The sequence below is a fragment of the Candidatus Omnitrophota bacterium genome (assembly GCA_028712255.1).
GTDB lineage: Bacteria > Omnitrophota > Gorgyraeia > Gygaellales > Profunditerraquicolaceae > UBA6249.
On record JAQTQJ010000005.1, the window covers coordinates 63,576 to 82,589 of the forward strand.

At 39.1% G+C, this 19,014-nt stretch carries 22 protein-coding genes; all 22 read left to right on the plus strand.

All coding sequences use genetic code 11. The features are described 5' to 3' along the window. The first annotated feature begins 37 nt into the window (after nt 1-37). The 22 genes from mnmG to PHC29_03585 all read left to right on the plus strand — a co-directional run bounded on the left by mnmG (nt 38) and on the right by PHC29_03585 (nt 18,690). Complete coding sequence (gene mnmG, locus PHC29_03480; protein MDD5108554.1) at nt 38-1,951, plus strand: tRNA uridine-5-carboxymethylaminomethyl(34) synthesis enzyme MnmG; 1,914 nt, start codon at nt 38-40, stop codon at nt 1,949-1,951. 74 nt (nt 1,952-2,025) lie between these two features. After that, nucleotides 2,026-2,700, plus strand: a complete 675-nt coding sequence (locus PHC29_03485; protein MDD5108555.1) for a 4Fe-4S double cluster binding domain-containing protein — start codon at nt 2,026-2,028, stop codon at nt 2,698-2,700. A gap of 149 nt (nt 2,701-2,849) precedes the next feature. Next, entirely contained in the window at nt 2,850-3,542 is a 693-nt protein-coding gene (locus tag PHC29_03490) for a response regulator (protein ID MDD5108556.1), read from the plus strand. Between the two features lie 2 nt (nt 3,543-3,544). Further along, nucleotides 3,545-4,651, plus strand: a complete 1,107-nt coding sequence (locus PHC29_03495; GenBank protein MDD5108557.1) for an ATP-binding protein — start codon at nt 3,545-3,547, stop codon at nt 4,649-4,651. 256 nt (nt 4,652-4,907) lie between these two features. Further along, complete coding sequence (locus tag PHC29_03500; protein MDD5108558.1) at nt 4,908-5,564, plus strand: DUF2490 domain-containing protein; 657 nt, start codon at nt 4,908-4,910, stop codon at nt 5,562-5,564. A 138-nt stretch (nt 5,565-5,702) separates the two neighbouring features. Then, the gene (locus tag PHC29_03505; GenBank protein MDD5108559.1) at nt 5,703-6,554 is read left to right on the plus strand and encodes a phosphate ABC transporter substrate-binding protein; all 852 of its coding nucleotides are present in this window, start codon (nt 5,703-5,705) and stop codon (nt 6,552-6,554) included. Beyond that, on the plus strand, nt 6,554-7,417 hold the full coding sequence (gene pstC, locus PHC29_03510) for a phosphate ABC transporter permease subunit PstC (protein ID MDD5108560.1): 864 nt from the start codon (nt 6,554-6,556) through the stop codon (nt 7,415-7,417). The genes PHC29_03505 and pstC overlap by 1 nt, the downstream gene beginning before the upstream one ends. Next, the gene (pstA, locus tag PHC29_03515; GenBank protein ID MDD5108561.1) at nt 7,417-8,265 is read left to right on the plus strand and encodes a phosphate ABC transporter permease PstA; all 849 of its coding nucleotides are present in this window, start codon (nt 7,417-7,419) and stop codon (nt 8,263-8,265) included. Before pstC ends, pstA begins: the two co-directional genes overlap by 1 nt. After that, nucleotides 8,259-9,005: a phosphate ABC transporter ATP-binding protein gene (locus PHC29_03520; protein ID MDD5108562.1), complete on the plus strand. Its 747-nt coding sequence runs from the start codon at nt 8,259-8,261 to the stop codon at nt 9,003-9,005. The genes pstA and PHC29_03520 overlap by 7 nt, the downstream gene beginning before the upstream one ends. After that, on the plus strand, nt 9,002-9,760 hold the full coding sequence (gene pstB / locus PHC29_03525; GenBank protein ID MDD5108563.1) for a phosphate ABC transporter ATP-binding protein PstB: 759 nt from the start codon (nt 9,002-9,004) through the stop codon (nt 9,758-9,760). Before PHC29_03520 ends, pstB begins: the two co-directional genes overlap by 4 nt. 61 nt (nt 9,761-9,821) lie before the next feature. Further along, on the plus strand, nt 9,822-10,490 hold the full coding sequence (gene phoU, locus PHC29_03530) for a phosphate signaling complex protein PhoU (protein ID MDD5108564.1): 669 nt from the start codon (nt 9,822-9,824) through the stop codon (nt 10,488-10,490). 100 nt (nt 10,491-10,590) lie between these two features. Continuing rightward, nucleotides 10,591-11,307, plus strand: a complete 717-nt coding sequence (locus tag PHC29_03535) for an NAD+ synthase (GenBank protein MDD5108565.1) — start codon at nt 10,591-10,593, stop codon at nt 11,305-11,307. 14 nt (nt 11,308-11,321) lie between these two features. Next, nucleotides 11,322-11,807: an Lrp/AsnC family transcriptional regulator gene (locus PHC29_03540; GenBank protein ID MDD5108566.1), complete on the plus strand. Its 486-nt coding sequence runs from the start codon at nt 11,322-11,324 to the stop codon at nt 11,805-11,807. 85 nt (nt 11,808-11,892) lie between these two features. Beyond that, nucleotides 11,893-13,062, plus strand: coding sequence for an aminotransferase class I/II-fold pyridoxal phosphate-dependent enzyme (locus tag PHC29_03545; GenBank protein MDD5108567.1), 1,170 nt, complete (start codon nt 11,893-11,895; stop codon nt 13,060-13,062). A 4-nt stretch (nt 13,063-13,066) separates the two neighbouring features. Next, a complete protein-coding gene (locus PHC29_03550) occupies nt 13,067-13,564 on the plus strand; it encodes a hypothetical protein (protein ID MDD5108568.1) in 498 nt (165 codons plus the stop codon). Continuing rightward, on the plus strand, nt 13,561-13,719 hold the full coding sequence (locus PHC29_03555) for a hypothetical protein (GenBank protein ID MDD5108569.1): 159 nt from the start codon (nt 13,561-13,563) through the stop codon (nt 13,717-13,719). The genes PHC29_03550 and PHC29_03555 overlap by 4 nt, the downstream gene beginning before the upstream one ends. A 15-nt stretch (nt 13,720-13,734) precedes the next feature. Then, nucleotides 13,735-14,457 (plus strand): GAF domain-containing protein, encoded by a 723-nt coding sequence (locus PHC29_03560; GenBank protein MDD5108570.1) that lies wholly within the window; start codon nt 13,735-13,737, stop codon nt 14,455-14,457. A gap of 31 nt (nt 14,458-14,488) precedes the next feature. Continuing rightward, complete coding sequence (locus PHC29_03565) at nt 14,489-15,136, plus strand: DedA family protein (GenBank protein ID MDD5108571.1); 648 nt, start codon at nt 14,489-14,491, stop codon at nt 15,134-15,136. A gap of 208 nt (nt 15,137-15,344) precedes the next feature. Then, a complete protein-coding gene (locus PHC29_03570) occupies nt 15,345-15,893 on the plus strand; it encodes a sigma-70 family RNA polymerase sigma factor (protein ID MDD5108572.1) in 549 nt (182 codons plus the stop codon). Nucleotides 15,894-16,215: 322 nt separating this feature from the next. Next, a complete protein-coding gene (locus PHC29_03575; protein MDD5108573.1) occupies nt 16,216-17,016 on the plus strand; it encodes a hypothetical protein in 801 nt (266 codons plus the stop codon). Nucleotides 17,017-17,031: 15 nt separating this feature from the next. Then, on the plus strand, nt 17,032-18,258 hold the full coding sequence (locus PHC29_03580) for an ammonium transporter (protein MDD5108574.1): 1,227 nt from the start codon (nt 17,032-17,034) through the stop codon (nt 18,256-18,258). Between the two features lie 90 nt (nt 18,259-18,348). Next, nucleotides 18,349-18,690: a P-II family nitrogen regulator gene (locus PHC29_03585; GenBank protein ID MDD5108575.1), complete on the plus strand. Its 342-nt coding sequence runs from the start codon at nt 18,349-18,351 to the stop codon at nt 18,688-18,690. Nucleotides 18,691-19,014: the final 324 nt, after the last annotated feature.

Consider the following 19,014-nt stretch of genomic DNA (forward strand, 5'->3'; position numbering starts at 1 on the left):
GAAAATAGAATTGCCCCCCTTGTTTTTCAATATCCCCATGAAAAATTTTGATGTAATCGTTATCGGTGCCGGCCATGCCGGTATTGAAGCAAGCCTGGCGTGCGCCCGTATGGGCGCTAGAACCCTTATGCTTACTCTGGATATTAATTCTATCGGAAGGATGAGTTGCAATCCGGCTATCGGTGGAGTAGGTAAGGGCCAGTTGGTAAAAGAGATTGATGCTTTAGGCGGACAAATAGGTATTGCTACCGATGCCTGCGCAATTCAATTTCGTATTCTTAATTCTTCCAAAGGCCAAGCTGTTCAGTCATCGCGGGCCCAGATTGATATGCACAGATATAGCCGTTATATGCGTGGAATAGTTTTACATCAGAAGAATTTAACGGTAAAAGAAGCGCAGGTAAGAAAATTAATTGTAGAAGATGGCAGAGTTTTGGGGGTAATTACGGATAATGAAAAGATTCGTTCTAAAAGTGTAGTTATATGCCCGGGAACATTCCTAGATGGTGTAATTCATATAGGATTAAAACATTTTAGTGCCGGGCGTATCAATGAGCGTGCTTCTATAGGCCTGGCGGATAATTTAAAAAGCCTAGGTTTTAACCTATTACGTTTTAAAACCGGAACCTGCCCGCGCCTGGATAAGCGTACAATTGAATTCTCTAATCTGATAATCCAAGAAGGTGATTTAATCCCTAAGCCTTTTTCATTCTCAACCAAACAAATAAAACAAAAACAAGTTCCTTGCCACATCACTTATACCAATAAGAGTACTCATGAGATAATTCGCGCTAACCTTGATCGCTCGCCGCTTTATGCAGGGATAATTAAAGCTACAGGCGTTAGGTATTGCCCTTCAATTGAAGACAAGATTGTTAAATTTGCAGGCAAAGAACGCCACCAGGTATTTCTGGAACCTGAAGGTTTAGGGGTTAATGAAATTTATCCTAATGGCATATCTACCAGTTTGCCTGAAGATGCGCAGCTTAAACTTTTGCATTCTATTTCGGGCTTAGAGAAAACAAAGGTTATCCGTTTTGGTTATGGTATTGAACATACCGTAGTTGACCCCACGCAGCTTTTCCCAACTCTGGAGACAAAGCTAATTAAAAATCTTTATTTGGCTGGCCAAATTAACGGCACAACCGGTTATGAAGAAGCAGCCGCGCAGGGATTGGTTGCCGGAATTAATGCGGCTTTACGTTTAAAAAATAAGGAACCTCTAATTTTGGACCGCGCAAGCAGTTATATCGGCGTATTAATTGATGATTTAACTACTAGGGGGACTCTTGAGCCATACCGGATGTTTACCTCAAGAGTAGAATATCGTCTGGTTATCCGTGAAGATAATGCGGATTTGCGCCTGGGAAAAGTAGGTTTTGAGTTGGGGTTGGTGAAAAAAAATGTTTATCGTAAAATAAAAAAGAAAGCGGATGGCATTAAAGAAGGGATGGAATTTTTAAGAAAAACGCGGATTAATTGTCCTGTTGGCCATTCTGAGCCCGCCGCTTTAGGCGGCGAGGCGAAGAATCTAAGATTGGTAACCCTAGAAAAATTATTGAAGCGGCCGCAAATAACGATCAAAGATTTAAAGAAGATGCATAAATTAAAAACAGGTATACCCGAATCTGCTTGGCAACAGATTCAAATCGAGGTAAAATATGCTGGATTTATCCAGAGGCAACTTAAAGATGTAGAACGGTTTGAGCATCTAGAAAAAATTAAATTGCCGCAAGATTTTGATTATAGCAGTTTGTCTGGAATATCCCTGGAGATAAGAGAAAAACTGGCTAAATTTAAACCGCTTAACTTGGGGCAGGCGTCGCGTATTTCAGGAGTAACCCCGGCAGCCGTATCTCTTTTGATGGTTTATTTGCGAAAATGTAACAGCTTTCGGAATTCAGCGACGAGTGTCATTGCGAGCGACCGAAGGGAGCGAAGCAATCTTTAAAGATTGCTTCGTCGCTGTCGCTCCTCGCAATGACACGATTAATTTCGAAATTTTGATTGTTATAAGAAAAGGCAATGGATAAAGAAAAAAATTATATAGAGCTAGAGAAATTTTGTCTCGATGAAGGCATAGACCTTTTTGGAGTTGCTGATATAAGTAAGGTAAGGGAGGAATTTAAGCTTTCTCCTAAAATATCCCAGAATTTACAGAGCGCTATTTGTTTGGGAGTTATGCTTTCTGGAGCAGTATTATCTGAAATAGATATCGTGCCTACTAAATTATATTTTCATCATTACAAAATAGTCAATTCTTTTTTGGATCATATAGCATTAAGATTATGTAATATAATTCAGAAAAAGGGTTTTTTGGCTTTGGCTGTTCCTGCGACACAAATTATCGATTGGGAAAAAAATGTTGGGCATCTCTCGCATAGAAAATTAGGTGTTTTAGCAGGTTTAGGTTGGATCGGCAGGAATAATCTTCTGGTGAATGAAAAATTAGGCAGCCAATTCCGTATAGTTTCGGTATTGACCAATATTCCGCTAAAAATAGATGAATCAAACAAAAAAGACTGCGGTGAGTGTAGGCGTTGTGTTGAGGTATGCCCGTCAGGAGCGATTCAGGATAATCCTGCTGATTTTGATCATGTTAAATGCTTTGAAAAACTCAAAAGTTTTCAAAAACAGCGTCAAGCTGAACAGTTTGTCTGCGGAATATGTGTGAATGTTTGTAAAGGCAAGAGAAATTAACAGTAACAGCTTAGTTCTCGGAAGTATCCGTCGGTGTCATTGCGAGTCCGCCGAAGGCGGACGAAGCAATCTAATAAAAGATTGCTTCGTCGCTATCGCTCCTCGCAATGACACAGATAATTCCAAGGGCTGAGCTGAACAATTAAAAAATGAAAGAAAAAATATTAATTGTTGAAGACGAAAAAGATATTGTTAAGATGCTCAGGTATAATCTTGAAAAAGAAGGGTTTAAGGTTATTGATGCCAGAGATGGAGAGGATGCTCTAGATTTGGCTGTGCGCCAGCATCCGGATCTTATTTTGCTGGATTTAATGCTTCCGGGTATGGATGGTTTGGAGGTATGTAAGGCTTTAAAGAAGGAAAGTAAGACCGGTTCCATACCGATAATTATGCTTACTGCAAAAAGCCAGGAATCGGATAAAGTGGTAGGGCTAGAGCTGGGTGCCGATGATTATATTACTAAACCATTTAGCCCGCGCGAGCTGATTGCGCGCATTAAAGCGGTTTTACGCCGCGCAACTGAAAAAGAAAAGCTCCCTGAAATATTTCAAGTAGAAGATTTAAAAATAGATTTTGCCAAGATCTCCGTGAACGTTAAGGATAAACCGGTTGAGTTAACCTCAAAAGAGTTTGAGCTTTTAAAAACCCTGCTTAAAGCCAAAGGTAGAGTTTTATCACGTGATTATCTCTTGGACACTATCTGGGGTTTTGATCATGCCATGGAGATTCAAACACGCACAGTGGATGTGCATATCCGCACTTTACGTAAAAAATTAAAAAGTGCATCCAAGTATATTATAACAGTTAAGAATTACGGTTACCGTTTTGAAACCGAGGATTAAACTTGTTCAATTCCCACCTAAAAAAGAAGATCTTTGAGTTAGATTCTCAGCTAGAAACATTCAAAAAACGCATTAACATTCTAGAAAACGAGAACAACCGCATACATGCCATATTAAATAGCATGGTTGAAGGGGTAATCGCGGTAGATAGGGATACGCGTGTCCTTTGGCTTAATCCGACAGCTGAAGATATTTTTAATATCTCTCAGGGCAGTGCGCAAGGCAGGATTTTTCTGGAGGTGTTTCCTAATAATGATATTGCTGCGATTATAGCTTTGGTTTTAAAAAAAGGGGAACATATCTCTAAAGAGTTAACTCTTATTTGGCCGATGCAGAAAGTATTTCAGGTGAACGCTTCGCCCATCTTTGAATCTAAAGCAACAAGTGGCTGCCTTATGGTTATACATGATATTACCGAGATAAGGCGCCTGGAAAACATGCGCCGGGATTTTGTGGCCAATGTTTCACATGAATTAAAAACTCCTCTTACTTCTATAAAGGGCTTTGTGGAGACTCTTTTAGAGGGTGCCATCAACGATAAAGAGAATAGCGTTAACTTCCTAAAGATAATTAATGATCACGCTGATAGGCTTAGTACTTTGATTAATGATTTGCTTGATCTTTCGCATATCGAATCAAAGCAGATGCAATTAAGAAGGGATAAATTTGATTTGTTAGGGCTTATTAATGAAATTATATTGGGGTTTAATTCTCAGGCCAAAAAGAAAGAAATAGAAATTAATTATAAATTACCTCAAAGCTTAGAGATCATCGCTGATAAGAGCAAGATCGAACAGGTATTTACCAACTTAATTGATAATGCTATTAAATATAATAAAGAAAAAGGCTTTGTGAAGATTTATTCTGAAGAACCTGTAAACAAGATAAAGATTGTTATCGAGGACTCCGGCCCAGGAATACCTGCAAAAGATATCCTTCGTATTTTTGAGCGTTTCTATCGTGTAGATAAAGCCCGCTCGCGCCAGCTTGGAGGCACCGGGCTTGGGTTATCTATTGTTAAGCATATTATCGAGCTGCATGGCGGTAATGTTGGCGTTGAAAGTACTGAAGGAATAGGCTCGAAGTTTTGGTTTATACTTCCAAGGTAGTTTTCTTAGTGAGATCCTTCGTCGCTTCGGTCATATCTAGGGCTCTTCAGGATAAATGCGCCTCTAATTAAAATAATTGGCGCATTTAGTTTTACTTACATTTTACCTGCCTTTGAAGCGGATTTAACTACCTCCTTTTATACTATCTTTAGAGTTAAAAAGGAAGGAGGTGAAATGTTTAACGAGTTAGTGTTATTGGGGATATTCTGTATATTGACAGAATTTAAAATTAACAAGTTATTTAATAGGAGAGAATATGAAAAGGATAGTTTTGGTTGCGATAGGGGCGGTTTTGTTTTTATCAGTTAACGCCCATGCTTATGATGATGGTGATTTTCAAATTTGGAACACTGATGTGGAAGAGATGCAACTTAAGAAAGATCTAAAGCTTGTATTTGAACAGGAGTTTCGCTGGGGGGAAAATGCAAGTGATTTTTACTATCAGCATTATGATCTGGGGCTATTCTATAATCTAAATAAATATTGGAGTATAGGTGGTGGATACAGGCATGTTCTTAATAAAAGCAAAGGTAAATTTTTGGTTGAAAATGAGCCTTATGTTGCTGCTACTTTTACTAACCAATTTGCAGGGTTTAAATATGATGACCGCAGCCGGCTCGAATATAACCATTTTGATTATAAAGATGATACCTGGAGGTATCGCAATAAGCTTACCGTGAAGGCGCCGTGGAAATTCACCAAGTTAGAATTTCAACCGTTTGTTGCTGAGGAATTATTTATCCTTTTTGATGATGGACAAAGGCTAAATGAAAGCAGGTCTACTGCCGGTTTGACAATGAGTATAACTAAAAACCTCAAAGGTGAAATCTATTACATGTTCAGAACCACAAAAAGCGGCCTGAAGTGGACAGATACAAATGTGCTGGGAACTAAGTTAAAGCTTGTGTTCTAAAAAGATCTTTCGCTAACGCTTTAGGATAAATGCGCCCGTATGTTAAAAAATTATAGCGCATTTAATTTTACGTAGATTTAACATTGGTTTGGTATAAATAAGGTATAATATACAGTAAAGATAAATGGAGGATTTAAAATGTTTAAAAAGGATTTATTTATTTTAGCCGTACTTATGTTTACGGCTTCGGCGTTTGCTGGAAATGATAAAAATTCTATTCAGATTAAAGGTTCTGATACTATGGTTAATCTGGCTCAAGCCTGGGCAGAGAAATATATGGAAAAAAATTCCGAAGATTTTGTGGCAGTAACCGGTGGTGGTTCAGGTACAGGAATAGCCGCGTTTATTAACTCAACATGTGATATTGCTGAGTGCTCTCGCTCGATGAAAAAAGAAGAGATTCAGCTTGCCGAAAATAAAGGAGTAAAACCAGTTGAGCACATTGTGGCTTTAGACGGGATTGTTGTAGTCGTGAGCCCGAAAAATCCCGTAAGTAAACTTACTATAGAACAGCTTCGTGCAATATTTATGGGTACTATAAAAAACTGGAAGGAAGTTGGAGGGGAAGATAAAACTATAGTCATATTATCCAGGGAAATCAACTCCGGTACGCACGTATTTTTTAAAGAGCATGTTTTGCGAGGCGGCCATGAAAAAGGCCCTGAAGAATTTGCGCCTGGTGCATTGCTTATGTCATCAAGCCAGGCAATCGCAGACGAAGTAGCACAGAATCAAAATGCAATAGGATATTATGGTATGGGATATATCAGCCCTAAGCAGAAAGTTATTTTGGTTGCCAAAGATGAAAAATCCGAATATATCATGCCGACAATAGAAAACGTGGTGAAAGGCAGATATCCTATATCGCGGCCTTTGTATCTTTATACTAATGGAGAAGCTTTAGGGTTAGTGAAAAAGTTTTTGGATTTTACGCTTTCTAAAGAAGGACAGGAGATTGTAGCAAAAACTGATTTTGTGCCGGTTAAATAATGCGTAAGCTAAAAGAATTTATTATTGAGAAGCTAATCCTGATTTCAGGGTTAGCTTCCATATTTTTTGTAATTTTAATATTTTTATTTTTGGCTAAGGAAGGGCTATCGGTATTTAAATCCGTTACTCCATTTAATTTCCTCTTAGGTAAAAATTGGTATCCCATTTCTGAGCCTGCGCAATTAGGGATTTTACCGTTAATATTGGGTTCATTAATCGTAACTTTAGGAGCAGCAATTATCTCTATTCCTATAGGAGTGGCTTGTGCGGTCTATATTGCCGAAATTGCCCCATTAAAAATCAAAGAAATTTTAAAAGCTGGGATCGAATTATTAGCTGCAATTCCCAGTGTAGTTTTAGGCTTTATCGGTATGGTAACTTTAGTCCCATGGGTAAAGTCTACTTTTCATTTGCCTACAGGCCTTACTGCTTTGTCAGGAGCAATAATCTTAGCTTTTATGGCTATGCCGACGATAGTTTCAATTGCTGAAGACGCTTTATACTCGGTGCCCAAGAGTTATAAAGAAGGTGCTTTTGCTTTAGGGGCAACACATTGGCAGACAATTTATCGGGTTTTGCTTCCGGCTGCCTCTTCAGGGATTGTTGCTGCGGTAATGCTTGGTATAGGCCGCGTAATCGGTGAGACTATGGCGGTGATGATGATTACCGGAAATGCAGCGGTTATTCCGCAAAGCATTTTTGTCCCGGTACGTACTTTAACTGCTACTATCGCCGCTGAAATGGGGGAGGCAGTTGTAGGCAGCGAACATTATTTTGCCTTGTTTGCTATCGGTATAGTTTTATTTATTATGAGTTTTATTATCAATGTTACTGCAGACCTATTTTTACATAAAAGGAACTGATGCGTAATACGCAAAGATCACAAAGAATCGCATTCTTTTTTCTTTTTCTGGCAACACTTTTAATCGTCGTACCTGTTGGCCTGATTGTGGTAATTATTATTCAGAAAGGCCTGCCTGCAATTAACTGGCAGTTTTTATTGGATGTTCCACGCCTGGGAATGCGTGCCGGAGGTATTTTTCCGGCAATTATCGGAACTTTTTACCTAGTTTTGGGTGCCATAATCTTTGCACTTCCTATAGGCTTACTTGCAGCAATTTATTTGAGCGAATATGCCAAAGATAACATACTTAACCGCATAATTAAGCTGGCAATAGTGAATCTTTCCGGTGTGCCTTCAGTTGTCTACGGTTTATTTGGTTTGGCGCTTTTTGTTGTCTTTTTAAAATTTGGGGCATCTATTTTATCCGGCTCCCTTACTTTAGGGATAATGATTCTGCCGATAATTATTACTACATCGCGGGAAGCACTGGAAAGTGTACCGCAATCATTTCGTGAGGTAAGTTTATCATTAGGCGCAAGTAAATGGCAGACTATAAGGCATATAGTTTTGCCCAATGCAATACCCGGAATTCTGACTGGTACTATTCTTGGCTTAGGCCGTGCAGCAGGGGAAACTGCGCCGATTCTTTTTACTGTGGCTGCTTTTTATTTACCACGGCTTCCCAAATCTATTTTTGATCAGGCAATGGCTTTACCGTATCACTTATATGTAATTTCAACTCAAGTGCCCAACGTAGATGAAAAAATACGTTATGGCACGGCTTTAGTTTTGTTATCTTTAGTTTTGTTTATGAATCTGGTTGCTATAATTATTCGTTACAATTTCAGGAAGAAAAAGAAATGGTGAAATTTAAAGCTAAAGATTTGAATATTTGGTTTGGGCAGATTCATGCTTTAAAAGGCGTGAACATCGAGGTGGAGGATAATGAGATTTTGAGTGTAATCGGTCCGTCCAATAGCGGAAAGACAAGTTTTCTGCGTATGCTCAACCGTTTGAATGACTTACATCCGGGTTTTAAAATGGGTGGAAGTTTAGAGTTTGATCAAGAAGATATAAGAAAAATAGATATTGAAGGTTTACGTAAAAGAGTGGGAATGGTTTTTGCTTTGCCTCTACCTTTACCCTTGTCCATTTTTGAGAATGTGGCTTATGGTGTGAAAATGCATGGAGAGAAAAACCGCAATAAGATATCTGAGGTTGTTGAGGGTTCATTAAAACAAGCATATCTTTGGGAAGAAGTTAAGGACAGGCTTGATGTGTCAGCTTTTAAATTATCTGGCGGCCAGCAACAGAGGCTTTGCATTGCCCGGACGCTGGCTGTTAGCCCCGAGGTAATTTTATTTGATGAGCCGTGTTCCGGACTGGATCCGATTTCAACCGCTAAAGTTGAAGAGGCGATTGTTAAGCTGAAGAAAGACTACACAATAGTTTTGGTGACTAATAATGTTAAGCAGGCAGCCAGAGTCGGTGATCGCACAGCTTTCTTCTTATTAGGTGAGCTAGTGGAACTGGATAAAACAGAGAAAATATTTACTGTGCCAAGTGACCAGCGTACGGATGGATATATCAGAGGGAAATTCGGATAATGGCGGATATTTTGGTAGATAAATTGAATTTATGGTATGGTGATTTTCAAGCGCTTATAAATGTAAACGCGCATTTCACCCAAAATCAGATTACCGCGATGATCGGGCCTTCGGGTTGTGGTAAGTCGACTTTATTACGGGTATTTAACCGGATGAACGACCTTATTGAAGGTGTACGCGTAAAAGGAGAGGTAATTATTGATGCGGAGAATATAATTTCGGATAAAACTGATCTGGTGAGATTACGTAAGAAAGTGGGAATGGTGTTTCAGCGGCCTAATCCGTTTCCCCTATCTATTTATGAAAATATTGTTTTTGGCCAGAAAGTACATGCTGAAGGGTTGACTAGATTAAAGCTGGATGAGGTAGTCGAAAGTAGTTTGAAATCCGTTCTTTTATGGGATGAATTAAAAGATAAGCTTAATAAATCAGCGCTTAGTTTATCGCTGGAACAGAAACAGCGGCTTTGTATTGCCAGATTGATTGCGGTAAAGCCTGAGATTTTACTGATGGATGAACCATGTTCTACGCTTGACCCGCAGGCAACCAGCCGTATTGAAGAATTAATGCGTGAACTCAAGAATAACTATACTATAATAATTGTTACACACAATATGCAGCAAGCAGCGCGTGTTTCCGATGATACGGGTTTTATGCTTTTAGGCGAGTTAGTTGAGTTTGCTAAAACAGAAGATATTTTTACTAGGCCAAAAGACAAGAAAACAGAAGACTATATTACCGGCCGTTACGGTTAAAGATTTAACTATGTCATTCCCGCTTTCGCGGGAATAACAATGGGAAAACAGGAGGTACTTAATGTTAAGACATCTAGACGAAGAATTAAAAGAATTGCATAAAGAGATTTTGAAGATGGCGGTGTTTGCCCAGGAGGCAATCTTTAAATCTATTGAGTCATTGAAAAACCGTGATAAATACCTGGCTCAGGAAGTAATTGATACCGATAATAAAATTGACGAACTTGAGTTGGCCATAGATGAGAAATGTATCGATCTTATTGCCCGCTACCAGCCGATGGCAGGCGATTTAAGGTATATTACAACCGGGATGAAGATAAATAACGAGCTTGAACGTATTGCCGATATAGCATTGGATATTGCGCAAAAGTCTTTAGGGTTGATTGATAAACCTTTACTTAAGCCATTAGTCGATATTCCTAAGCTTTCCCAGGTGGCACAAAACATGGTGCATGATGCGATTGATGCTTTTGTCAAAAGGGATGCGTATTTAGCCCGTCAAGTAGTTTTGGCGGATTCAGAAGCCGATCGTTTACGTAATTTGGTGCAGGATGAATTGGTTAGTGAATATCTGGCGCGCGATGCTAAAACTGCAGACCGAGCTGTGGCGTTGATACTTATTGCCCGTTATCTTGAGCGTATTTGCGACCATACTACTAACATTGCCGAAGATGTAATTTATATGGTTGAGGCAAAGGTAGTTAAGCATCATCCTGAAGAACTAAAATAGTCGGCTAATTTATCCTCTTGACCCTCTCTATTTAGTGGTATATAATCCTTTCATTATCTCTTGAATATAACCAAAATAATATTTCTTGGAGTTTAGGTGCATGAAAAATAAAATTGTTTTCTGGATCAAGAAACAGATTAAGGATTCTGGGGCCAAGGGTATTGTGATGGGGCTTTCCGGAGGGATAGATTCTGCCGTAGTGGCTGCTTTGTGTAAAGAGGCAGTAGGTAAGAATAATATGCTGGTCCTATTTATGCCTTGTAATAGTAATATACAGGATCTAAAGGATGCTCGATTAGTTGCCAGGAAGTTTAATCTTAAATCAAAGCTGGTAGACCTTTGCGGCGTATATAATGATTTCTTAAGAGTTCTGCCTCAGGCAGGAGGCTTAGCCAGAGGGAATCTTAAGCCCCGCCTGCGTATGAGCACGCTTTATTATTTTGCTAATAAGCTAAATTACTTAGTATGCGGAACAGGAAATAAATCTGAACTTATGGTTGGGTATTTCACCAAATATGGCGACGGCGGAGTGGATATTTTACCGATTGCGGATTTATTCAAGCGCCAGGTGCGTCAACTTGCGCAGGAGTTGAAGATACCGCAAAATATTATTACCAAGCCGCCTACTGCCGGGCTTTGGCAGGGGCAGACTGATGAAGGAGAGATGGGGATAACTTATAATGAACTGGATGATATCTTAGATAGGTTTTGTAATAATCGAAAACAGATTGTTGGTAGCAGTAAAATTAACAAGGTAAAAAGAATGTACAAAAATTCAGAGCATAAACGAAAAGGTGCGGATATTTGCCGCATTTAGCTGGAGGAGCCAGAATGGATGAGATCTTAGAGATTTTAGAAAAAGATGGCCGGGCAAGTATAGAAGATATTGCCAAGATGACCTGCAGGAAGCCTGAGGACGTTAAAAAAGCGATTAAGAAATACGAAAAAGAGGGAGCAATTTTAAAATATAAGGCAGTAATTAACAAGGATTTGGTTAGAGATAATGAATCTGAGGTTAGGGCTTTAATTGAAGTGAATATCGTTCCGCAGAAGGATCTGGGTTTTGAGAAGATTGCCGAGCGCATCTATTCGTTTCCTGAGGTCACTAGCTGTTATTTAATCAGCGGCACATATGATTTACTGGTGGTTGTAGAAGGTAAGAATTTGCATACGGTTTCCAATTTTGTGGCAGAGAAGCTTTCCTGTTTAGAAAATGTGCGCGGCACAGCGACACATTTTTTATTAAAGAAATACAAGGAAGACGGAGTAATCCTGAAGCAGAAGTCGGAGAATAAGAGGATAGCGATATCCTATTAAACAAGCTGTCAGCTGTAAGCGGTAAGTTTTAAGCTTACAGCTTATAACTTAAAGCTTATGGCTTAGTTTTTAGGGCCTATAAAAAATGAAAGATCTTATTTCAAAAAAAGTTCAAGTTATGCAGCCATCCGGAATTCGGGCGTTCTTTGATTTAGTGCTTGGGATGAAGGATGTTATATCTTTGGGCGTAGGTGAGCCGGATTTTGTTACTCCTTGGCAGATTCGTGAAGCGGGAGTTTATTCTCTGGAGCAGGGGTTTACCAGTTATACCTCAAATAAGGGGTTGTATAAACTGCGTTTGGGGATCAGCCGTTTTTTAAAAAATAAATATGGTTTAGATTATTGCCCGGATGAAGAAATATTAATTACGGTAGGAGTTAGTGAAGGTTTGGATTTGCTCATGCGGGCGATAATTAACCCCGGTGATAAAATACTGGTTCCACAGCCAAGTTATGTTTCATATGGGCCGATTACAGAGCTTGCAGGGGGTACTCCGATTTATATCGATACTTCCAAAGATGGTTTTAAAATTACCCCTAAACTTTTGGAAAAACATATTGATAAGAAAACCAAAGGAATTGTTTTGAATTATCCCACTAATCCTACTGGAGTTTCTTATCGGCGTAAGGAATTAGAAGAGATAAATAAAGTTTTATTGAAGCATAAAATACTTTGTATCAGCGACGAGGTTTATGGCGATTTAACCTACGATTTTGAACATGTTGCTTTTTCGACTTTGTCTGGAGCAAAGAAAAATACGGTTTATTTTAACGGATTTTCCAAATCCTATGCGATGACCGGCTGGCGGGTGGGTTTTGCTTGCGGCCCGAAAGAGATTATCGCGGCGATGACCAAGATTCATCAGTATACGATTATGTGCGTGCCAATTACCAGCCAAATGGCAGCGGCAGAAGCTTTGATTAGCGGCGCAAGATCAGTTGAGCAGATGAAACGCGAATATAATCGCCGGAGAGAGCTTATGGTATTTGAGTTAAATTCTTTAGGATTAAAATGTTCTCGGCCGCAAGGGGCTTTCTATGTTTTTCCTTGTATTAAAAGTACAGGATTAAGTTCAATTGAATTTTCGCGCAAGCTGCTGGAAGAAGAAAAGGTGGCGGTTGTTCCAGGCACGGCTTTTGGTACAAGCGCAGAAGGTTATATTAGAATCTCTTATGCTTCTAGTATGGATAATTTAAAAGAAGCTTTAGTTCGCGTGAGGAGATTCTTGGATAAAATAAAACTTAAACCTAGGTAGTAAAATGTTCATCTATGAAGATATCTTACGTGAATTTCAAAAACATAAAATTCAATATATCGTTATCGGCGGTATTGCTGTTAATTTGCATGGGGCCTTAAGAAGTACTGCTGATTTGGATATAATGCTTGAAATGAGCGAGGATAATCTTAAGAATTGTTTAATTATTCTGAAAAGAAACAATTACCGCAGCAAACAACCTATTGATTGGATTCAGATAGCTGATAAAAAAACTAGAGAATATTTAATACGAAAGAAGAATTTAAAAGCGGTGAATTTCTATAAAAATAGTAGTTTTGAGGAAGTCGATATAATAATAGAGGCGCCGTTTACTTTTGGAGAAGCAAGAAATGATATTATTTGGGTTAGGAGCGGGAGCATAAGAATACCATTGTTATCAATTGATGGTTTGATTAAAATGAAAAAAAAAGCGGGACGTATTGTTGATAAGCTTGATATAGACGCATTAAAGCGGATAAAAAGATTAAGGGTGAACGCATGATTTTTAAATGGGAGAGTGAAGATGAACGTATTCTCAGGTTCATAAGTATTCCTGTAAAAAAGAAGCTAGAGTGGCTTTATGAAATGAATAAGTTTTTAAATAATTTTTCTTCGGTAAAAATTAGAAAAATTAGGCAGAAGCTAAGGGAATCTTAAATATTAGGAGAATAGATGGTGGTGAAAAAGAAGGAAAATTATGAAATATACGTAAAACAGATCGAGGCTATTTCAAAAGTGGCGAATTTGCTTACCTCGGGAATGTATTTGGAGGAAATTTTACGTTTAGTGGTGCAGGTTACCGCTGAAATTATGAATTCTAAAATTTCTTCTTTAATGCTGCTTGACCCGGAGAAAAAAGAGCTGGTGGTTAAAGCTACCCAATCAATATCCGAGGCATATAATAAGAAGCCGAATATCCGTTTAGGCCAGGGGATAGCCGGCGCGGTGGCACAGGAGAACAAGCCGATGTGTATCTTGGATATTAAGACCGATGCGCGCTACCTGAACCAGGATATTGCTAGAAAAGAGGGTCTTTGTTCTTTAGCCTGCGTTCCGCTGGCAGTCAAGGGAAGAGTTATTGGAGTGCTTAATTGTTATACTTCTAAAAAGCATAAATTTTCCAAGCATGAATTGGATCTTCTGACGGCTTTGGCTAATCAGGCAGCCATTGCTATTGAAAACGCAGAGCTTGATTTACGCGCGCGCTCCGCAGAGGAGGCTCTTACCATCCGTAAATTAGTCGAACGGGCAAAGGATATTCTGTCTCAGGAAGCTAATATTTTGCCTTCAGAGGCTTATCGGCTGATTCAAAAGCAAAGCATGGATATGCGTAAATCCATGCGTGAAGTGGCAGAAGCCATAATTCTAGCTAAAGATATTAGAGGTAAGAGGTAGTTATAGGAGAGGTTGAGCTGGCTTACAATTCATGGAATTTTTCCCAAAGTTAATCGATGTATTACTTCATTTTAATACCTACCTTAGTGTTTTAATCCAGCAGTGCGGTTTGTGGACATATCTTATACTTTTTGGGGTTATTTTTGCGGAGACCGGATTTGTGGTAACGCCGTTTCTGCCCGGGGATTCGCTTCTTTTTGTGTTAGGCGCTTTTTCCGCCCAAGGAACATTTAATCCTTTTGTTTTGTCCGGAATTCTCATGTTTGCGGCGATTTTAGGCGATAGTGTCAATTATGCTATCGGGAAATATTTAGGAAATCGGCTGATTTCCGCTAGACACATCCCTTTTTTTAAGAAAGAACATTTGGACCGGACCCACCATTTCTATAAAAAGTATGGCGGCAAAACAATTATTTTAGCCAGGTTTATACCTATAGTAAGGATGTTTGCTCCGTTTATCGCAGGTATCGTGCGTATGGATTATGCCAAATTCTTTATCTATAATGTAATAGGGGGCATATTATGGGTAGCAATCTTTGTGTTTGGAGGTTTTTATTTCGGAAATATTCCTATTGTGAAAGAAAATTTTTCTGTAGTTACGCTACTAATTATTAGTATCTCGATAATACCGGTTATAGTTGAATTTATTAAAGCGAGAAGAAAAAAGAATTTACCTTGACAGTAGTAAAAGGTATGGTATGCTTTAATTAGATTACAGCGTTGTAGTAAAAGACACAGAAGTCTTCTAGGCGGTTAGGTTTGCTTAGGAGGCTTTTTGTTGGTCAGGACTAAGGCGTCCTTACCCGATAAAAGGGTGAGGACGTTTTTTATTGTACGGGAGATTAGTATATCTAGTAGGGACTGTCCCACGACAAGTTAAGTATAATTTGCTGCTAACGAAAAAAGGAATAGCAATGAGTTTTGAGGAGCTGTATCATAAATTATCGCCAACAATTAAGCGGATTGCCTATAAGTTAAACGGACGCTACCGTTCCTTTAACCATGATGATCTGTACCAAGAGGCTTCAATCCACCTTTGGAGTAATTTCTTAAAAGGGAAACTTAACGATAAAACTGATAGCTATATTTTACAGGGGTGTTATTTTCACTTGAGGAACCATATTCGAAAAGTAAATGAGTATTCCAATATTATTAGTATTGATACTCACCTGAGCACGAATGAGAAATCAACCATAGAGGATATTTTGGGTAAATTTTGGTCTTGTCCTGATTGCCGGGAAGATTTACACAATAAGTTTCTGGCGCAAAATATCCAAAATAACGGTTTTAGCCCAAGAGAGAAAAAGCTGCTTGCTTATTTTAGCCAGGGCTTAACTACCAGGGATATAGGTAATCGTATGGGGATATCTCATGTTAGCGTAGTTAAGATGATGCAAAAAGTTAGAGCTAAGGCAAAAAAACATTTAGATAGATAATATCCTTCGTCTCTAGATAAAAACTTATTGTAGACTCAGGATAAATTTTGCTTGGCAAAATTTAATTTGGTTACCAGATTTAGTTATTCTTTACTTGTAGTAATGTAAAACACATTGAAGTGTAAGATTTAAACAACGGCGTTCTATGAAAATAGAGCGCCTTTTTTGTTTTAACCAGACGCAGGCGTCTTTTGCCCAACAAGGGCACACCCGCGCAATTCCTTATAAGCGCGGGGTGTTACTGAGAGGGGTTTAGAAAGGCGCTTTTTGTTTTTAAAAGCAATTTAAGCGCAACACGGGCATAATAATAAAAAGGAGAAAAATGCGAAAATTATCAATGATTTTGTTTTTTCTGTTTTCTGTCCTCTGTTTTCTGTTCTCTGTATGTTATGCAACACCTTCAACGCTTATTTGGGCTCCTTCAACCGATATTCAACCTTATGGTTTGATCCATTTAACCGTAGATAACTACACGCCGGTTAAGAGCAGGGATCATAATGATAATCAGCTTTATGTTCAACAAGTTTATGGACCAACTTTTAGTTTGTTATCCAATAAGCCGGAAGATAACTTTTTAGGTAAATTTTGGTCGCCTTTAGGTAAAATAATGGCAGAGACTGGTTTTGATTACAAAAAGGGTTTTGGCTCCATACTGGACAAGTGGCCGGTATATTTTCATTTTAAATTCGGCGTACCTGAAAGCGCCTATTTTAACTATATGCCTGCATTTGCAATCGGTGTATATGATATGGGTTATAAGCATAATTTTACCAATAACAATGTTTGGTACTTGAGGGCAGCAAAAACTGCTTCTATAGGTAAGTTTAATTTAGGTAGGTTCTCTGTCGGTTATTTTAACGGTAATGGCAGGACTTTGCGGGATAAAAATGGAGAGCGTGATAATTCCGGGCCGATGATTGCTTGGGAACGCACGATTTCAGAGATAAGTGACAGGCTTTGGTTATGTGTGGATTATCAGGGAACGCAGTCATCTTACGGCGCGCTTAATTACGGATTTGCCTGGAAGTTTACGAATAATATCGTAGCGATACTTGCATATGATGTTTATAATAATCCGAATTCAAAAAATACCGTAACGTTTCAGTTAGATGTTGATTTTTAACATAGGAGGAGCCAAATGAATTCAGGTGATACAGCATGGGTTTTAATTTCATCAGCCCTTGTTTTACTGATGACTCCCGGCCTTGCTTTTTTCTACGGAGGCATGGTGCGGCGCAAAAATGTTTTAAGTGTTTTGATGCAATGTTTTATTATCATGTGTGTTTTAAGCCTTCAGTGGGTTTTGGTTGGTTATAGCCTATCTTTTCATCCGGGAAATGGATTTTGGGGAGGTTTACAATGGATGGGTTTAAATGGAGTAGGTTTAGAGCCTTACGCGGACTACGCAGGGTCAATACCACATCAAGCGTTTATGGTCTTTCAAGGGATGTTTGCCATAATTACACCGGCTTTGATTATTGGCGCGTTTGCCGAAAGGATGAAATTTTCCGCGTTTTTGATTTTTACTTTGCTTTGGGCAACGTTTGTTTATGATCCTTTATGCCACTGGGTTTGGGGAATGGGTGGTTGGTTAAGAAATTTAGGCGCTTTGGATTTTGCCGGAGGTACGGTTGTGCATATCAATGCCGGTATTGCAGCTTTGGTTACGGCAATCGTATTAGGTAAAAGAAGTAACCTGGATAAAAATGTTCCTACGCCGCATAACATGCCTTTTGTGGTTTTAGGCACAGTGCTTTTGTGGTTTGGTTGGTTTGGTTTTAATGCCGGCAGTGCGTTAGCGGCAAACGGCTTAGCGGTAAATGCGTTTGTGGTAACTAATACCGCAGCAGCGGCTGCGGGTTTAGCTTGGGCTTTGATCGAATGGATGCATAATGGAAAGCCTACCATTTTTGGTGTCTGTTCTGGTGCAGTCGCAGGCTTAGTCGCGATTACTCCTGCAGCAGGTTTTGTGGGTGTAATTGGAGCTATAGTTATTGGTTTATTGGTGAGTGTAGTTTGTTTTATTGCCGTGACTGTAATCAAGCCGCTTTTTGGTTATGATGATTCTTTGGATGCATTTGGCGTACACTGTGTAGGAGGAATCTGGGGGGCGTTAGCTACAGGATTATTTGCTTCTAAGCTGATTAATCCTGCTGGAGCCAATGGGTTATTTTTTGGTAATCCTAAACAATTCCTGACACAGGCTTTAGCTGTAGGTGTAACCATTGTTTATACAGGAGTTGTAACCTTTATTATTTATAAATTAGTGGATATTTTTATTGGGGTTAGGGTTGATGAGAAGTCAGAAGCTATAGGTCTTGACCTTACCCAGCATCGTGAGAGGGCATATACGATACTTGAATGAAAGCTCTAAGCCATAAGCCGTAAGCGGCAAGTTTTAAGCTTACAGCTTATAACTTAAAACTTAGAGCTAGAGTTTACAAAGGAGGATAATATGAAACTAGTGATTGCTATAATTCAACCGTATAAGCTAGAAGAAGTAAAGGAGGAGCTGTATAAGGTAGAAGTAAACCTGATTACCGTAAGCGAAGTTTTAGGCCATGGCCGCCAGAAAGGTATCACTGAAGTCTACCGCGGTTCTAAAGAAACCGGGAATCTCCTGCGAAAAATCCGCCTTGAGATTGCCGTAAACGATAATTATCTTGAACCGACAATCAAGGCAATTGTTAAAGGCGCCAAAACCGGTGAAACCGGAGATGGAAAAATATTTGTCCTCGATCTTAAAGAATGCATCCGTATCCGCACTGAAGAACGCGGGGCAGTGGCGATAGGGTAGGAATTAGAGATCCTTCGTCTGTAGATAAAAGCTTATTGTGGACTCAGGATAAATTTTGCTTCGCAAAATTTAATTTAAGTTACCAAAACAGGTAGTTGTTTACTTGTACTATTATAGATTAATATAAGCACACAGTAGTGTTTATATTGAAGAAGCGCAATGTAAGCGCCAATACGGTTTATAAAATAACCGTAAAGGCGCTTTTTTTTCGCCAGAAATCGTGGCGAATCCGCCATGTATTATGGCGGAATTTACTTACCCTATTTTTACGCAATTGGTTATCCAGTTGAGCAAATTAATCGAAACAGTTTCCAGCCCAATCGG

Coding starts and splice junctions, on each gene's coding strand:
- mnmG (MDD5108554.1), top strand. CDS start 38: ATGAAAAATTTTGATGTAATCGTTATCGGTGCCGGCCATGCCGGTATT.
- PHC29_03485 (MDD5108555.1), top strand. CDS start 2,026: ATGGATAAAGAAAAAAATTATATAGAGCTAGAGAAATTTTGTCTCGAT.
- PHC29_03490 (MDD5108556.1), top strand. CDS start 2,850: ATGAAAGAAAAAATATTAATTGTTGAAGACGAAAAAGATATTGTTAAG.
- PHC29_03500 (MDD5108558.1), top strand. CDS start 4,908: ATGAAAAGGATAGTTTTGGTTGCGATAGGGGCGGTTTTGTTTTTATCA.
- PHC29_03505 (MDD5108559.1), top strand. CDS start 5,703: ATGTTTAAAAAGGATTTATTTATTTTAGCCGTACTTATGTTTACGGCT.
- pstC (MDD5108560.1), top strand. CDS start 6,554: ATGCGTAAGCTAAAAGAATTTATTATTGAGAAGCTAATCCTGATTTCA.
- pstA (MDD5108561.1), top strand. CDS start 7,417: ATGCGTAATACGCAAAGATCACAAAGAATCGCATTCTTTTTTCTTTTT.
- PHC29_03520 (MDD5108562.1), top strand. CDS start 8,259: ATGGTGAAATTTAAAGCTAAAGATTTGAATATTTGGTTTGGGCAGATT.
- phoU (MDD5108564.1), top strand. CDS start 9,822: ATGTTAAGACATCTAGACGAAGAATTAAAAGAATTGCATAAAGAGATT.
- PHC29_03535 (MDD5108565.1), top strand. CDS start 10,591: ATGAAAAATAAAATTGTTTTCTGGATCAAGAAACAGATTAAGGATTCT.
- PHC29_03540 (MDD5108566.1), top strand. CDS start 11,322: ATGGATGAGATCTTAGAGATTTTAGAAAAAGATGGCCGGGCAAGTATA.
- PHC29_03545 (MDD5108567.1), top strand. CDS start 11,893: ATGAAAGATCTTATTTCAAAAAAAGTTCAAGTTATGCAGCCATCCGGA.
- PHC29_03550 (MDD5108568.1), top strand. CDS start 13,067: ATGTTCATCTATGAAGATATCTTACGTGAATTTCAAAAACATAAAATT.
- PHC29_03555 (MDD5108569.1), top strand. CDS start 13,561: ATGATTTTTAAATGGGAGAGTGAAGATGAACGTATTCTCAGGTTCATA.
- PHC29_03560 (MDD5108570.1), top strand. CDS start 13,735: ATGGTGGTGAAAAAGAAGGAAAATTATGAAATATACGTAAAACAGATC.
- PHC29_03565 (MDD5108571.1), top strand. CDS start 14,489: ATGGAATTTTTCCCAAAGTTAATCGATGTATTACTTCATTTTAATACC.
- PHC29_03575 (MDD5108573.1), top strand. CDS start 16,216: ATGCGAAAATTATCAATGATTTTGTTTTTTCTGTTTTCTGTCCTCTGT.
- PHC29_03580 (MDD5108574.1), top strand. CDS start 17,032: ATGAATTCAGGTGATACAGCATGGGTTTTAATTTCATCAGCCCTTGTT.
- PHC29_03585 (MDD5108575.1), top strand. CDS start 18,349: ATGAAACTAGTGATTGCTATAATTCAACCGTATAAGCTAGAAGAAGTA.